This is a genomic window from Coprobacter secundus subsp. similis (assembly GCF_015097275.1).
GTDB lineage: Bacteria > Bacteroidota > Bacteroidia > Bacteroidales > Coprobacteraceae > Coprobacter > Coprobacter secundus.
Map to the genome: position 1 here is coordinate 1 of NZ_AP023322.1, position 15033 is coordinate 15033.

Here is a 15033-nt window from a genome sequence, read left to right on the forward strand (position 1 = left end):
AAAAGTTTTGAAATTTTGTAGTCGCTTTGGGTATAAAAAGAACCCGTAAAAAGATTTGCGGGAAGTATAATTTTGACTGAAAAAATTTGATTTATTAGAAATGAGTTCTGATCACGTCTCACTATGGGACCGCTGTTTGACCATTATTAAGGACAATGTGCCGGAGGCGATATACACAAATTGGTTTGCACCGATTGTGCCTTATAGCTTCGAAAATAATGTGTTGATCATTCAGGTTCCTACACACTTTTTCTATGAGTATCTGGAATTGAATTTCCGTAAGATACTGCAATTGGCTCTTTTCCGAGTGTTTGGAAAGGGTATACAGCTGAAATATAAAATCATGATGGTAAGCGACCCCAAGACTGAGGTCGACATAGAGACTGTTACCAAGCCGGTAAGTGTGGAAGTGAAGAAGACAGCTCCAGCTGTGCAGATACCAGACCCATTCAAGCGTCATGTATATGAGGAATTAGATTCTCAGTTAAATCCGAATTATAATTTTGATAATTATTGCCAAAGCCCAAGTAATCAATTGGCCCGTACTGCCGGTATGACTATTGCCGACAAACCGGGGAAAAATGCTTTTAATCCTTTCTTCCTGTTCGGGGAGTCGGGGGTAGGAAAGACTCATCTGGTACAGGCCATCGGTGTACGTATCAAGGAGCAGAATCCGCAAGCTCGGGTTCTATATATATCTTCTCATTTGTTCCAGGTGCAGTATACGAATGCCGTGCGTAGCAACACAGTCAATGATTTTATCAACTTCTATCAGAGTATCGATGTTTTATTGATAGATGATATACAGGAGTTGGCATCGAAGATACAGACGCAAAATACATTCTTCCATATATTCAACCATTTGCACCAGAACAATAAGCAGTTGGTGCTTACTTCGGACCGTCCGCCCGTATCCTTGGAAGGCATGGTTCCGCGTTTGCTTACACGTTTCAAGTGGGGATTGACCGCTAAAGTAGAGCGTCCTGATTATGAGTTGCGCAAAAATATATTGCTCAATAAGGTGCATCATGACGGCTTGGCTATATCGGATGAGGTCATTGAGTATATTTCTCGAAATATTACGGATAATGTGCGTGATTTGGAAGGTGTGATTGTGTCGTTGATGGCTCATTCTACTATCTTCAACCGGGATATAACTATCGAATTGGCGGAACGGGTTTTGAGTACGTGCGTGCGTATTGAGAAAAAACAGATTACGATAGATTCTATCAAACAGACGGTATGTGAGTTTTATGATATGGATCCGAAGTTGTTGCAGGCCAAGACTCGCAAACGTGAAATCGTACAGGCTCGTCAGATATCCATGTACTTGGCCAAAAAATATACCGACAGTTCGTTGTCATTTATAGGCAGTGCTATCGGAAAGAAAGACCATGCCACGGTTTTGCATGCTTGTAAGACTATTACAGACCAGATAGAGACAGATAAGACTTTGCGTGCCAATGTGGCTGAGATAGAGCAATTGTTGAGGAAATAAGGAAATTTGAAACTTGACTTATAGGAATGGCGTTGTCATCGGAATAGATGGTAACGTTTTTTTTATCTTATATTGACGTGATTGTGTATAGGTGTGACAGCGAAGAGTGCTATTTAGGTTGGGATATTGTTTGAGGCGTAGTTTATCGAGTTTGGTGTAGCGGGGAAATCTCTGTCAGGTTTTAATGGGAGTTTTTATTTTCGGTGCTTGTATTGGGTGAATATATTGAAAGCCAAGATGTTGATATAGACTATGACAACGTTTTATTCTGTTAATATTCTGTAAATACTTACTAAATTCTTGCATTTTCCAATTATTTGTTTCGTCTTTTCAAAGAAAGGCCATATTTTTGTATTAACAAAATTGTTAGTTTGATTAGTTAAATAAAATAGTTTGTAGTATGGATAAGGAAGATAATCACTTACAGGACACAGAGACGAGAATCCTTCAGGCTGCTGAAAAGGAATTCTTTGAGAAAGGGTATGCCGGAGCAAGGACAGCTTCTATCGCAGAGGCAGCCGGTGTGACCCATGCTATGCTCCATTACTATTTCCGAACAAAAGACAAGCTTTTTGAACAGATTGTATCGGAAAAAATAAATAAGCTCGGGGATATTGTGCTAAGTGCCATCGGAGACAGCAATTTGCCCTTGGCAGAAAGAATCCGTCAGGGGGTGGAACATCATTTCGATTTCATTGCGGCCAACCGGGAACTGCCAAGATTTCTCGTGAACGAAGTCTATGTACGCCCGGAACGTATCGGGGCGATGGTGTCAGGTATGCAAAGTGTAGCAAGCGCTCTGTTAGACAATCTCCAGCACGAGATTGACGAATGCGCAGCACAAGGGCAATGCAGACAGATTGATGCACGCATGCTGCTGATTGATATCGTGTCGCTCAATGTTTTTCCGTTTATGGCAGCTCCGATTGTTGAAGGGGCAATTGGGTCTTTTTATGAAAGTTATGACGAATTTCTGGCCATGCGCAAAAAAGAGAATGTAGAAACCGTTTTGAGAAAACTTAAAATTTATTGATTATGTTGAAACTGTATTTGTTCCTGGCATTGTCATTGTCTACGGGTATCCATCTATCTGCTCAAGTGACATTGGAAGAGTGTGTTGCGCTTGCGCAGGACAATTATCCGCTTATCCGGAAGTATGATTTGCTGAACCGGACGAAAGAGGTGAACTTGTCGAATATTAACAAGAGCTGGTTGCCACAAATCAATGTGTACGGACAGGGAACCGTGCAGAATGAGACGCCTTCCTTCCCTGAGTCATTGGCAGGGATTATCAGCCAGACCGGCACCTCCATTTCCGGATTGAATGAATGGCAATATAAAATAGGTGCGGACATCAGCCAGAACATCTGGGACGGCGGCGTATCGAAGACCGGTCGACAAATAGAACGTGCTGAGGACGCGGAACGGCAGACTGCCTTGGATGTCCAGCTTTATGCTATCCGTGAACGGGTGGAAGATTTGTATTTCGGGATATTGCTCATTGAGGAACAGGTCGAGCAGATACGGAATATGCAGGCATTGTTGCAAAGCAACCTTGCCAAGCTGCGGACCATGCATGAAAACGGCACAGCCATGCAAAGCGACGTAGATATGGTGGAAGCGCAATACCTCAGCACTGCCCAACAGCTCACTCAGGCGAAAAGTGCATCGAGGAGTTATCGGATGTTGCTTGAGATATTCACGGGAAAAAGTTTTGTCAAGCAAGAGCTGATGAAGCCGGAGGCATCCGTTCCTCAAGATTTGATGCCCAACCGTCCCGAATTAAGGCATTTTGAAGCACAATTGCAAGCTAATGAGGCAAGAAGTGCAAGCATCACTGCGAGTATGATGCCTAAAATCGGACTGTTTGCCCAAGCTTATTATGGCTATCCGGGATTCGATTATTTTGAGAGCATGATGAACCGTGACCTCTCCTTCAACATTCTTGCAGGGGTGAAAGTCTCATGGAACATAGGAGCATTATATACAAAGAAAAACAACAATCAGAAACTGCGCCTTTCGTCGGACAATATAGCTGTAGAACGAGATGTGTTCCTGTTCAACACGAATATGCAGACCCGGTCGCAACTAGACCATATCGACGAACTGAAGGCTGTCATGAAAGAGAACGACCGGATAGTGGAATTGCGCGCTAATGTACGGAAAGCGGCCGAATCCCAACTTGACAACGGGGTGATCGACGCTACATCTTTGCTGACCAAGCTGACGGACGAGAAGCAAGCCCGTCTCACCGCATCTTATCATGAAATCCAGCTTCTCCAAAGCATTTATCAACTTAAATATACATTGAACAAATGAAAAAGATAGCATTATTCTCCGTGTTCGTTATGATACTGGCTTCTTGCCAGCATAAAGAAAAGTATGATGCCACCGGCATTTTCGAGGCCAATACTGTGACCGTGTCTTCTGAAACCAGCGGAAAACTTATATCGTTTGATATCGACGAGGGAGACAGCCTTGTAGCCGGACAACAAGTCGGACTTGTGGATACCACTTTGTTGGCGTTGCAACAGAAACAGCTTCATAGCCAGCAGTTGTCTACTGAGAAATCATCGCCTGACATTGCGGCACAAGCTGCGGCATTAAGATCACAAATAGCCCACCAACAGAATGAGTGCAACCGCATAGACCGCCTGCTTACCAGTGGAGCAGCTACACAGAAACAGAGTGATGACGCAAATGCGCAATTGAGAACGTTGCGCGGGCAATTGGAGGGCTTGCTTTCTACGCTTGACAAGAACCGCAGTTCCATCACGGAAAGTGCTTCTGCCCTGCAATATCAAAAGGAGCAGATAGAGGAGCAGATACGCAAGAGTTGTATTGCTGCACCGATAACCGGCACTGTCTTGCAGAAGTATGCCGAGCAGGGCGAGTATGCCACTCCCGGGCGACCACTCTTCAAGATGGCAAACCTCGACGACATTTATCTCCGCAGCTACTTCACGGCTTCCCAACTGGCTTACATCAAGATTGGGCAGGAAGTAACTGTCATCGCTGACTTTGGTGGAGATGAACAATATGAGTATCCCGGTAAAATCACGTGGATAGCGCAAGAAAGCGAGTTTACTCCAAAGTCCATCCAGACGCAAGACTCAAGGGCAAACCTTGTATATGCCGTAAAAATTGCGGTGAAGAATGATGGCAGGCTGAAACTCGGGCAGTATGGAGAGGTGCGCTTATGAAAAATGCGATAGAGATTCAAGATCTGACGAAAAGATACGGGACACTTGTAGCTCTCGATCATGTGAGCCTTTCTGTTTCTGAAGGGTCCATGTTCGGTCTTATCGGTCCGGACGGTGCGGGAAAGACTACGTTATACCAGATTCTGACTACTTTGCTCAGTCCCGATGAGGGTTCTGCTACTGTGACCGGCTTGGATGTGGTAAAGGATTACAAGAAACTGCGTACCGAAATAGGTTACATGCCGGAGAAGTTTTCCCTTTATCCTGACCTTACTGTAGACGAGAATCTGCATTTCTTCGCCTCGTTGTTCGGAGTGGACGTAAAGGACAATTTCGACTTGATAGCTCCTATATTCGACCAGTTGAAGAAGTTTCCGAACCGCATGGCCGGAGCTTTGTCCGGAGGCATGAAGCAGAAGCTCGCCTTGGGGTGTGCGTTGATACACCGCCCGAAAGTGCTGCTTTTGGATGAACCTACTACCGGAGTGGATGCTGTGTCGAGAAGTGAATTCTGGGATATGCTGGCCACGCTGAAAGAAAAGGGTATCACGATTCTTGTCTCTACTTCTTATATGGACGAAGCCGAGCGTTGCGAACGTATCGCCTTAATAAATAAGGGAAAGATTCTTGATGTGAATACCCCCGGCAGACTGATTGAAGGCATGGATAAGAATCTTTATAATGCATCGTCAAAGGATATGTATCCGCTTTTGGAAGCGTTGCACACGTTGCCGTACGTGAAGGACTGCTATACTTTCGGGGCCACGTTGCATATCGTAACAGATGGCGGATTCGACCCGGACGATGCTGTCTGCAAACTTCGGCAAAAGGGGCTGGAGGATGCTCGGATATGGCCGGCAAAAGGAAATATAGAAGATTTATTCATTAAATTGGCTGATAATGATGGATAGGGAGACGGTAATATCGGTCAAAGACCTCACAAAGAAGTTCGGAAATTTTACTGCGGTAGACCATATCACCCTGCAAGTCCGTCGGGGCGAAATATTCGGATTCTTGGGGGCGAACGGTGCAGGCAAGACCACTGCCATGCGTATGTTGTGCGGGCTTAGTTTGCCTACATCCGGCACCGGAACGGTGGCCGGCTATGACATCGTCCGCCAGGCAGAGGAAATCAAACGGCACATCGGCTACATGAGCCAGAAGTTTTCGCTCTATGAGGGGCTGACCGTGTGGGAGAACCTGAATCTTTTTGCCACTATCTATGGTATGTCTGCAAAGAGTATCAAGGACAAGACAGATGCCGTGTTCAAGACATTGGGCATGGAAAACATGCGGGATGTTCTGGTAAAGGAAATCCCTCTCGGCTGGAAGCAGAAACTGGCGTTTACAACTGCCACCCTGCATTCGCCGGATGTCGTCTTTCTGGATGAGCCGACCGGAGGTGTCGACCCTTTCACCCGGCGTAAGTTTTGGGAGATGATTTATCGGGCTTCGTCAGAAGGCATGACGGTCTTTGTGACTACCCATTACTTGGATGAAGCTGAGTATTGCAACCGTATCTCCATTATGGTAGATGGGCGTATCAAGGCACTGGACAGTCCGGCAGGATTGAAACAGCAATACCGTGCCGGTACAATGGACGAAGTGTTCCGCATAGTGGCCAAAGATGCGAAAAGGTCGGATTAAGTAAACTAAAAAGCGAATGTTATGTCGATATTTCAATCACTCATAAAGAAAGAGGTACTGCATCTCTTGCGCGACTTCCGTACGGTAACGGTGGTGCTGGTCATGCCCGTCATACTGCTGTTGCTGTTCGGGTTTGCCATATCTACCGAGGTCAACGATGTAAGAGTTGTCGCTGTGGTGGAACAACATACGGACGAGACCAAACAGATTATAGACCGCTTCCGCACCAATTCCTACTTTACGTTTGCAGGTATTGTTACTTACAATGAAGTGGAAAGTCTTTTACGGAAAGGGCGGGCGGATGCTGCCGTCGTGTTCCGCACAGAGGACGGGAAACTGAAGCATCAGATTGTCGTGGATGCTTCCAATACCAATATGGCACAGACATCCACGGCTTATTTGGAGAGTGTCATCCGTTCCGGGGCGAGCATTCCGGTCGTGACCGATACGCTCTATAATCCACAACTGAGAAGTGCATACAATTTTGTTCCGGGCATTATGGGTATGATATTCATCATGATTTGTGCAATGATGACTTCCGTGTCGATTGTCAGCGAAAAGGAAACGGGGACCATGAACTTGTTGCTGGTGTCGCCGGTACGTCCTCGGACGATTATCCTGGGCAAGCTGGTGCCTTACTTCCTGTTGTCGTGCATCATATTGATATTGATGCTGTTGTTGAGCTATACCGTGTTGGGCATACCTTTCTCTTTCAGTGTCATCCATGTGATATGGGTAACTATCCTGTATGTGGTTCTTGCCCTTGCATTGGGATTGCTTATTTCCACCATCGCTTCCACACAGGTATCTGCCTTACTTGTTTCAGGAGTAATGTTCATGATTCCTGTTGTTTTGTTGTCCGGCATGATTTTCCCGGTAGAAAATATGCCGTTGGCCTTGCAATGGTTCTCGTGTATCATCCCGGCACGTTGGTATATTTCGGCTATGCGTGTGCTGATGATTCAGCAGCTTCCCATCGGATATGTGCTGACAGAGGTTCTGGTTTTGTCGGGAATGGCGTTGGCCGTGCTGGTCTTGGCCGTCAAGAAGTTTAACGCTAAAAAATAAAGGATGTATGAATGCAAGTATATTGAAGATATTACTCAAGAAAGAAGTGTCGCTGATAAGGCGGAATCCGATTATACCACGTCTTATAATAGCCATGCCGATTCTGGTAATGCTGATAGTCCCCCTTGTAGTGACACTCGACGTGAAGAACGTGGGGGTGGCTGTGGTGGATAATGACCGGACAGAGCTGTCGCGACGGATGATAGCGGACATGGATGCATCGGAGTACCTGTCTGTGACAGGTTGTTATTTCAATTACGACGAAGCTTTCCGGCAAATAGAGAACGGGAAAGCGGATGCCATTGTCACTATTCCGAAAGATTACCAGAAGGATTTGACCAACGGAAAGAGGCCCGAACTGGACTTGAAGGCGAACGGTGTGAATGCGACGAAAGGAACATTGGGTGCGCAATATGCCACCATGTCCGTGGCGAAGACTGTTTTGCGATGGCAGACGGAACAAGGTACCAGTCTGCCTTTGTCGGCATCAGCTACAGTGAATTTGTATAACCCGACTCTCGACTTCCAGAACTACATGATACCGGCTCTCATGGTGGTACTGCTCATCATCATTTGCGGTTTTCTTCCGACCCTCAACTTAGTCAGCGAAAAGGAGTCCGGAACCATTGAGGCGATGAACGTCACTCCGGTAGGAAGATTTGAGTTTGTGCTGTCGAAGTTGATACCCTATTGGGTTGTTGGCATATTGGTCGTAACGGTCGGGATGCTTATCGGCTGGCTGGTCTATGGACTGGTACCGGAAGGGAATATTGTAAATATCTATCTTGCGGCTATTTTGTTCAGCCTCGTCATGTCGGGGTTGGGGGTGTTCATTGCCAATAAGTCTGCTACTATCCTGCAAAGCATATTTATGATGTTTGCTTTCATCATCATCTTCCAGTTGATGAGTGGACTGTTTACCCCCATTGCTTCTATGCCCCGGTGGGCACAGTACATCACTTATGCCATTCCACCGCGTTATTTCATTGAAATCATGCGTTCCGTCTATTTGAAAGGTGCTACCGTGGCAGACCTTTGGGGACAATATGCGGCGTTGTCAGGCTTTGCTATCCTGTTCAGTCTCGTGGCGGCCATGACATACAGGAAGAGAGTGTAAACTATTGTCGATTCAAGGAAATACCAAAAGATGATACGGAACAGGTTATGTGGAATGCAGTCGAAGGGGAGCAGAACTTTTCTTTGATGGAATTGAAAGAAAAGCGGGCTGAATTTTGCAGAACGGCTTCCATTGGTCGAGCAATGGGTCATAAATGGGAAAATAACTCTGCTGTCGTTTGTAAACATACCGTGTTGTTTTTAATATTTGCACGATTTGTTTAGGGGATGAATATGGTTTGGTAAAACGTGCTTTCATACAGGAGTAATAAGAAAAGACCTGCCGATTTGAGCATTGCTAAGAGGCTTGGCAGGTCCTAATGTTGCAGGGATAGTAAAGTTATCCTGAACTCCCAAACAATTCGGAACTTTATTTCTAAAATAGCGATATTTGCTTGGCTTCTAAAAGTTATCCGATAGATATTCAGAGCGATTGTCAGAAGGACAACATACAGATACTAAAATACCCTTTGGCTTTTATTTTTCGATGTTGAGCTCTTCTATCAAATGTGTCGCTCCGGCAAATTTGTCGATAATAAACAGTATGTAACGTATGTCGGTAATGATAGTACGTTGGTACTGTTTTTGATATTGGATGTCCCCTGTGATGCCTTCCCAGTTGCGGTCAAATCCGATACCGACCAATTGTCCTTTGGCGTTCATGACAGGACTGCCGGAGTTGCCACCGGTAGTGTGGGTATTGGCAATAAGGTTTACGGGCATTTTCCCGTCGGGTCGGGCGTATATACCGAAGTCTTTGTTGTGGTAGAGTTCTTTCAGTTTAGGAGCTACAACGAATTCCCAGTTGGTGGAGTCTTCTTTTTGCATTACACCGTCGAGTGTAGTATAGTAGAGGTAATCGATACCGTCGGAGGGACTGAAAGGTGCTATCTGTCCATAAGTGAGCCGGATTGTGAAGTTTGCGTCGGGATAGGTGGGTTTACCTTCGTTTATTTTCATAATGCCGTCGATATAAGTGCGGTGAGCGGTTTCTAACCGGTTGTCGAATTCTTGCAATCGGGCTGCGATGTTTTTGCGTTCATTGGCTACGGATTGGGCAAAAAGTATCATTCCGTCGTTTTCAAGGTTTTTGAGTGTAGGATGTTTTATGAAACGTTCAGCTTTTTGTGGGTTGCCATAAATGGACTTTGCGAAAAGGTCGTCGACATAGAGGTCTGTATTTCCTTTGTATTTTTTCTCAATGGTACGGAAGAAGTCAGGGCGTTCGTCAGGGGCTATGTTGTCGGCATAGAGTTTCAACATAGCTTTGGCGATTTTTTTGTCTACTTCGGGGGCATAGTCTTTGTTTCTGAATTTTCGGATGCTTTTTTCTATTTCGGCAGCAGGTACGGTTTTGATTCCGTTTTTCCGCAGGGAGTCGATGAGTGCCCGGTGTGTGGCTACTTTACTGAATTCTATTCCGGTAGACAGGGCTTCGGTGAGGTAGAACTGACGCTTTTTCAGGCCGGCTCGTTTTTCAATGACACTGTCTATGGTCTGTATTGCCTGTAAGTATTGGGGGAGCTGGTTTGCTTTTGCCCACATGACGAGATTCTCTTTTTCCCGGTCCTTCTGTTCTATGAGTTGTTGCCGGTCTATCATTTTGTTCATGCCTTTGGAGCTTTTGTAGCTGTTGGTCGATGAGGCATACTTCCCGGCGTATTGAATTCTGATTTTGGGGTCGGCGAGCATTTCTTCAAGCATGAGTTTTTGCCGCAAGTCGCGTACTTGGACACGTATGCTGTTTTCGATATCACGGCGTTCTCTGACTTCGGAAGGGGTGTAGAAATGATTGGTGCGTCCGGGGAAACCCATGAGCATGACATAGTCGTTTTGTTCTATCCCTCCGGTAGAGAGGCTGAAATACTTTTTGGGACGCAGTGGAACGTTGTTTTCGGAATAAGGTGCCGGATTGCCCAAGGAGTCGGCATAGATGCGGAATATGGAGAAGTCACCGGTATGGCGGGGCCACATCCAGTTGTCGGTGTCGGCTCCGAATTTTCCGATAGAAGAGGGTGGTGCTCCTACCATACGTATATCGGAGTATATTTTTTGGGTAAACATGTAGTATTTGTTACCTCCGTAGAAGGGTTTTATTTCTACTTTCGTGCCGGGATTGTTGTCGAGAAAGTCTTTTCCTGCCCGTTTCTCGGCCAGTTTGTTAAGGTATTTTGCGGATAGAAATTTGAGGATGTAGTCGGATGTATCTTTTTGGAGTTCGTGTTTTACGTATCCGGTGACGTCTTCTATTTTGTCGATAAAAGTCACTGTAAGTCCGGGGTTCGGAAGTTCTTCTTTTTTACTTTTTGCCCAAAATCCATTGGTGAGCAGGTCATTGTCGACCGAGCTGTGTTGTTGTATATAGTTGTATCCGCAATGATGGTTGGTGAGTACAAGACCTTCGGGGGATATGACTTCGCCGGTGCATCCTCCACCGAAAATGACTACAGCGTCTTTAAGGGATATGGAGTCTGGGTGGTATATGTCTTCAGCGGAGAGTTCGAGGCCGAGCCCTTTCATTTGTGATATGTTTTGTTGGTTGATTAACGGTAATACCCACATGCCTTCATCGGCTGATGTGGTAAACAAGGTGGATAAGGCTATCAGCCCAGATAAAATGTGTTTATTTTTCATATGATGGTTTTGGTTTGTTAGTACCGGTTTAAATCTCCTGATAGAATTTTTTGCTGGGTTTTTTGATATCCTTTTTGTTTTTCCTGATTTTGTGAGGAAGGTAGGGGGCTACCGATAGACAAAATCCTGAAAATATATTTGAAAGGATTTTTCATAAACCCTGAAAATGTAACCAGGCTATTGTTTATGGGGCGAAGATAGGAATAATTTTATAAGAGGCTGTCTGGTACGAATGATTTTTTTGTTGTGTAGACTGCTGTATGTGATACTTTTTCAGAGCTTGTTTTGGAGTTTTCTGTGATGGAGGATTTCCATTTTCGGAGAGGGGATAAAGGGGGGGTACGGTGAAGAGTGCAGTGTGGGCAGAGATTATTTTGCTGCTGTTTGGTGAGGTTGTATCTGTCGGCTTTGAGAAGTTGCTTTGGGTTTAGGAGGCTATGCTCGGGCGTCACACACCCCCGCCCCTCTCCAGAAGGGAGCTCTAAATACAGCTTTTCTTTTTGAAAATAAAAGGTTTGGGTATGATGTTTTCCCTCTCGAGTGGGGATTAAGAGGTGTGTTACGGAGAGATTGCGCGGGTTGAGTTGAGATAATTTTTGCTGCTGTTTGGTGAGGAGGTATCTATTGGTTTTGAGAGGTTGCTTTTGATTTTAGGTGGCTGTACGCAGACGTCACACACCCCCGGCCCCTCTCCAGAGGGGAGCTTTGGATGCTGTTTCCTTCTTGGTAATAAAAGGTTTGAGTATAATGTTTCCCCTCTCAAAAGGGGATTAAGGGGTGTGTAACGATGAGGAGGGTGACTTGGGATGAGGGAACAGGTTTTTGGGGTGTATTTGACTCTAGAGAAAATTTCAGGCGGATTTATTATTTTTATTTACTTTATATTTTTTATCTATTTTGAGTGCAAAAGCAAACTTTTTTCCTACTTTTGCAAAGAAAGACAAAGGGGTGCCCGATAGGCTGAGATTATACCCTATGAACCTGTACGGATAATGCCGGCGTAGGAATTTGTTCATAGTAGACATATTTTATTTATGTGCTGATATTAAAATCAGATATCCTCCATCCCTTTGGGTCACACAATAATAATATATAAAGTTGCTCAAGGAATGACGGAATATGTAAAATGTCTGACCATTGCAGGGTCGGACAGCGGAGGAGGGGCCGGTATACAGGCGGACCTGAAGACCATGTCGGCATTAGGTGTGTACGGCATGTCGGTCATTACGGCCATTACAGCGCAGAATACATGCGGGGTGTCGGCCATACAACCTATCGAGGCACCTGTCGTAAGAGCGCAGATAGAAGCTGTATTGTCAGATATCGGAACCGACGCTGTAAAGATAGGTATGTTGCACTCTCCCCGTATTGTGGAGACGGTCATTGACATGTTGGATCAATACACCCCTCGTTATACGGTACTCGACCCGGTAATGATATCGACCAGCGGGCATAAGCTTATCGAAGATGAGACGATAGAGCTTATCCGCTCGGAAATGTTCGGTCGGGTGACTGTAATAACCCCGAATATCGATGAAGCAATATTGTTGAGTAAAATTGATATTATCGACCTAAAGGACATGTACAAGGCGGCTGAAATATTTTTGAAAAACGGCTGTCGGAATGTACTGATGAAAGGTGGGCATCTAAAAGGCCATAAAATGACCGATATTTTGTTTAGTCAGGAAAATGAACCTCTCATACTATCTGCCGATCAAATAGTAACAGACAACACTCATGGTACCGGCTGCACTTTATCTTCTGCCATAGCCTCTTATTTGGCATTGGGACATGAGCTTTATCAGGCAGTAACACTGGCCAAGGATTATATTACATCGGCATTGCAAGCCGGGGTCGGTATCTGCACAGGAAAAGGCCATGGACCATTGAATCACTTTTTCAATCCGAAACCTCTAACAGGAAAACCTTTAATAACAGATATAACCATTACCTGAACTTTGAAATATTCAAAAATTTGAGATTGTATGAAAGTATTTTTAAACCACCAAGAAATCTGTGTTGGGAGTAGAGTGACATTGAGAGATTTGTTGGCCGGAAGAAGCATGACAGGAGACGGAACCTCCGTAGCAGTGAACAACCGGATCGTTGACAAGGAAGAATGGAGAGAGACTTTCCTTGCCAATGGGGACAAAGTAACAGTAATCAAATCTGTAGGAATCAAATAACATTACTCTTGTCTGGGACTGATTATTTGGAAAGCGGTGTTTGAGAAATAATATAGGTAATATATTTATAGCAACTCTTCTAATGATAAATATATGTTTTTCAGACACCGCAAACACAAAAGAATAAAAGGAATATGAAGTTGATTGGGATTACACGGGAACATGTGTTCGAAAGGGAGGAAGAGTACATAACTTTGCTTCTGGAGGAGGGGATGGATGCGTTGCATATACGCAAGCCGAATGTATTGTCCGACAGTATACGTTCTTTGCTCGAGAGGATTCCTTCGTATCTGCATTCTAAAATCATATTACATGACCACTTTGACTTGCTGGGAGACTTTCATCTGAAAGGGATACATCTCAACCGACGCCATCCGTATCCCCCTGAGGGGTATACCGGATATGTAGGGCGTTCGTGCCATGACTTGCAGGAACTTACTACTGCCGAAAGACTCGATTATCGGTTTCTCAGTCCTATCTTCGATAGCATTTCCAAGCAGGGGTATACAGCACGGTTTACAGACCGGGAACTTTCTGAAGCTGCTCGCCAGGGTGTTATCAACAGTTCTGTTATCGCTTTAGGGGGCATTACGCCTGAGCATCTTCCGCTTCTGAGCCGATATGGTTTCGGGGGAGCTGCTCTTTTGGGGTATCTCTGGCAGGCTCATAATAAGGAGGAGTTGCGTAATAATCTCCAGACATTGATACGGTATAATTCTCATTAATATATAATATACAGACTTTTATGTTTCAATTCATAACACATACCAACGACCGTTACAGTTATATAGAATCGGCATTGCAGGCTCTTGACGGGGGATGCAAGTGGATACAGTTGCGTATGAAAGATGCTACGACGCAACAGATAAAGATTGCAGCGGAGTACTTGTGTCCTGTATGCAAACGGTACGGGGCTACATTGGTCCTTGATGACCGGGCTGACTTGGTAATCGAGACCGGGGTTGATGGAGTGCATCTCGGCAAGAATGATATGTTACCGGATATGGCCAGGCAGCTGCTGGGTTCCGACTATATTATCGGGGGTACGGCCAACACGTTCCAGGACATCCGTCGTCTGGTAGCTATGGGGGTAGATTACATCGGGCTTGGCCCGTACCGCTATACGGAGACGAAGAAGAATCTGAGTCCCATACTCGGCATACAGGGCTACCGGGATATTGTGATACAGTGTAGAAAGGAAAATATAACTACACCGATAGTGGCTATCGGAGGGATTACTGCTGATGATATTCCGCTTCTTTATAATGCGGGGGTGCAGGGTATTGCTCTCTCAGGGACTATACTTAATGCTCCCGACCCTGCGGAGGAGACCCGGAACATTATACAGATTATAGACCGACAAAACAAATAATATGATTATATGAAGACAATTACGCTTAACCATCAGGAAATGCAGATACAGGAGGATTGTACACTGGCCCGGCTGCTTGAAGATAAGGGGTTGAACGGGGGCGGTATTGCTGCTGCTGTCAACAATCGTGTTATACCTCGTAAAGACTGGGATGTTACTTTGCTCAATGATAATGATAAAGTTACTGTCATACGTGCGACTTGCGGCGGATAATGTGCTCATCTTTGTTTTTACAGGAATTGTTTTGCCGGATAATGTATATCTTCCCAGATTCTTCTCGGGGAATGGGAGAGATGAGGTAATGCCGGT

General features: G+C 45.1%; 13 protein-coding genes, 1 pseudogene and 1 riboswitch. Of the genes and pseudogenes, 13 read left to right on the top strand and 1 reads right to left on the bottom strand.

What is annotated here, in order from left to right; translation table 11 throughout:
* The first annotated feature begins 100 nt into the window (after nt 1–100).
* The 8 genes and pseudogenes from dnaA to Cop2CBH44_RS00040 all read left to right on the top strand — a co-directional run bounded on the left by dnaA (nt 101) and on the right by Cop2CBH44_RS00040 (nt 8533).
* On the top strand, nt 101–1498 hold the full coding sequence (gene dnaA / locus Cop2CBH44_RS00005) for a chromosomal replication initiator protein DnaA (RefSeq protein ID WP_055100031.1): 1398 nt from the start codon (nt 101–103) through the stop codon (nt 1496–1498).
* Nucleotides 1499–1898: 400 nt separating this feature from the next.
* The gene (locus Cop2CBH44_RS00010; protein ID WP_021931755.1) at nt 1899–2531 is read left to right on the top strand and encodes a TetR/AcrR family transcriptional regulator; all 633 of its coding nucleotides are present in this window, start codon (nt 1899–1901) and stop codon (nt 2529–2531) included.
* Nucleotides 2532–2533: 2 nt separating this feature from the next.
* Nucleotides 2534–3817, top strand: a complete 1284-nt coding sequence (locus Cop2CBH44_RS00015; RefSeq protein WP_055100039.1) for a TolC family protein — start codon at nt 2534–2536, stop codon at nt 3815–3817.
* Nucleotides 3814–4701, top strand: a complete 888-nt coding sequence (locus tag Cop2CBH44_RS00020) for an HlyD family secretion protein (protein WP_021931757.1) — start codon at nt 3814–3816, stop codon at nt 4699–4701. The genes Cop2CBH44_RS00015 and Cop2CBH44_RS00020 overlap by 4 nt, the downstream gene beginning before the upstream one ends.
* On the top strand, nt 4698–5612 hold the full coding sequence (locus tag Cop2CBH44_RS00025) for an ABC transporter ATP-binding protein (protein WP_021931758.1): 915 nt from the start codon (nt 4698–4700) through the stop codon (nt 5610–5612). The genes Cop2CBH44_RS00020 and Cop2CBH44_RS00025 overlap by 4 nt, the downstream gene beginning before the upstream one ends.
* Nucleotides 5613–5619: 7 nt before the next feature.
* Nucleotides 5620–6348: pseudogene (locus tag Cop2CBH44_RS00030) on the top strand (ABC transporter ATP-binding protein); the annotation flags it as partial.
* 21 nt (nt 6349–6369) lie between these two features.
* Nucleotides 6370–7416 carry an ABC transporter permease gene (locus Cop2CBH44_RS00035; RefSeq protein WP_021931760.1) on the top strand — a complete coding sequence of 349 codons (1047 nt, stop codon included), beginning with the start codon at nt 6370–6372 and terminating at the stop codon, nt 7414–7416.
* Nucleotides 7417–7423: 7 nt separating this feature from the next.
* A complete protein-coding gene (locus Cop2CBH44_RS00040; protein WP_200755259.1) occupies nt 7424–8533 on the top strand; it encodes an ABC transporter permease in 1110 nt (369 codons plus the stop codon).
* Nucleotides 8534–9009: 476 nt separating this feature from the next.
* Here Cop2CBH44_RS00040 and Cop2CBH44_RS00045 read toward each other — a convergent pair whose 3' ends face one another.
* On the bottom strand, nt 9010–11166 hold the full coding sequence (locus Cop2CBH44_RS00045) for a S46 family peptidase (RefSeq protein ID WP_200755260.1): 2157 nt from the start codon (nt 11164–11166) through the stop codon (nt 9010–9012).
* 934 nt (nt 11167–12100) lie between these two features.
* Nucleotides 12101–12191: riboswitch (TPP riboswitch) on the top strand.
* 84 nt (nt 12192–12275) lie between these two features.
* Between Cop2CBH44_RS00045 and thiD the strand changes: the two genes are divergently transcribed.
* From thiD to thiS (Cop2CBH44_RS00070), 5 genes are all read left to right on the top strand, one after another.
* Nucleotides 12276–13121 carry a bifunctional hydroxymethylpyrimidine kinase/phosphomethylpyrimidine kinase gene (gene thiD / locus Cop2CBH44_RS00050; RefSeq protein ID WP_055100659.1) on the top strand — a complete coding sequence of 282 codons (846 nt, stop codon included), beginning with the start codon at nt 12276–12278 and terminating at the stop codon, nt 13119–13121.
* Nucleotides 13122–13151: 30 nt separating this feature from the next.
* Nucleotides 13152–13352 (top strand): sulfur carrier protein ThiS, encoded by a 201-nt coding sequence (thiS, locus tag Cop2CBH44_RS00055; RefSeq protein ID WP_021931766.1) that lies wholly within the window; start codon nt 13152–13154, stop codon nt 13350–13352.
* Between the two features lie 134 nt (nt 13353–13486).
* Nucleotides 13487–14077, top strand: a complete 591-nt coding sequence (locus Cop2CBH44_RS00060) for a thiamine phosphate synthase (RefSeq protein WP_021931767.1) — start codon at nt 13487–13489, stop codon at nt 14075–14077.
* 20 nt (nt 14078–14097) lie between these two features.
* Nucleotides 14098–14724 (top strand): thiamine phosphate synthase, encoded by a 627-nt coding sequence (locus tag Cop2CBH44_RS00065; protein ID WP_200755261.1) that lies wholly within the window; start codon nt 14098–14100, stop codon nt 14722–14724.
* Nucleotides 14725–14733: 9 nt separating this feature from the next.
* Nucleotides 14734–14937, top strand: coding sequence for a sulfur carrier protein ThiS (gene thiS, locus Cop2CBH44_RS00070; protein ID WP_021931769.1), 204 nt, complete (start codon nt 14734–14736; stop codon nt 14935–14937).
* The last annotated feature ends 96 nt before the right edge of the window (nt 14938–15033 follow it).

Excerpts from the sequence above, each read along its gene's own strand:
- Cop2CBH44_RS00065 (WP_200755261.1), top strand. The coding sequence starts at position 14,098 with ATGTTTCAATTCATAACACATACCAACGACCGTTACAGTTATATAGAA.
- thiD (WP_055100659.1), top strand. The coding sequence starts at position 12,276 with ATGACGGAATATGTAAAATGTCTGACCATTGCAGGGTCGGACAGCGGA.
- Cop2CBH44_RS00020 (WP_021931757.1), top strand. The coding sequence starts at position 3,814 with ATGAAAAAGATAGCATTATTCTCCGTGTTCGTTATGATACTGGCTTCT.
- Cop2CBH44_RS00045 (WP_200755260.1), bottom strand. The coding sequence starts at position 11,166 with ATGAAAAATAAACACATTTTATCTGGGCTGATAGCCTTATCCACCTTG.
- Cop2CBH44_RS00025 (WP_021931758.1), top strand. The coding sequence starts at position 4,698 with ATGAAAAATGCGATAGAGATTCAAGATCTGACGAAAAGATACGGGACA.
- Cop2CBH44_RS00010 (WP_021931755.1), top strand. The coding sequence starts at position 1,899 with ATGGATAAGGAAGATAATCACTTACAGGACACAGAGACGAGAATCCTT.
- dnaA (WP_055100031.1), top strand. The coding sequence starts at position 101 with ATGAGTTCTGATCACGTCTCACTATGGGACCGCTGTTTGACCATTATT.
- Cop2CBH44_RS00015 (WP_055100039.1), top strand. The coding sequence starts at position 2,534 with ATGTTGAAACTGTATTTGTTCCTGGCATTGTCATTGTCTACGGGTATC.
- thiS (WP_021931766.1), top strand. The coding sequence starts at position 13,152 with ATGAAAGTATTTTTAAACCACCAAGAAATCTGTGTTGGGAGTAGAGTG.
- thiS (WP_021931769.1), top strand. The coding sequence starts at position 14,734 with ATGAAGACAATTACGCTTAACCATCAGGAAATGCAGATACAGGAGGAT.
- Cop2CBH44_RS00060 (WP_021931767.1), top strand. The coding sequence starts at position 13,487 with ATGAAGTTGATTGGGATTACACGGGAACATGTGTTCGAAAGGGAGGAA.
- Cop2CBH44_RS00040 (WP_200755259.1), top strand. The coding sequence starts at position 7,424 with ATGAATGCAAGTATATTGAAGATATTACTCAAGAAAGAAGTGTCGCTG.
- Cop2CBH44_RS00035 (WP_021931760.1), top strand. The coding sequence starts at position 6,370 with ATGTCGATATTTCAATCACTCATAAAGAAAGAGGTACTGCATCTCTTG.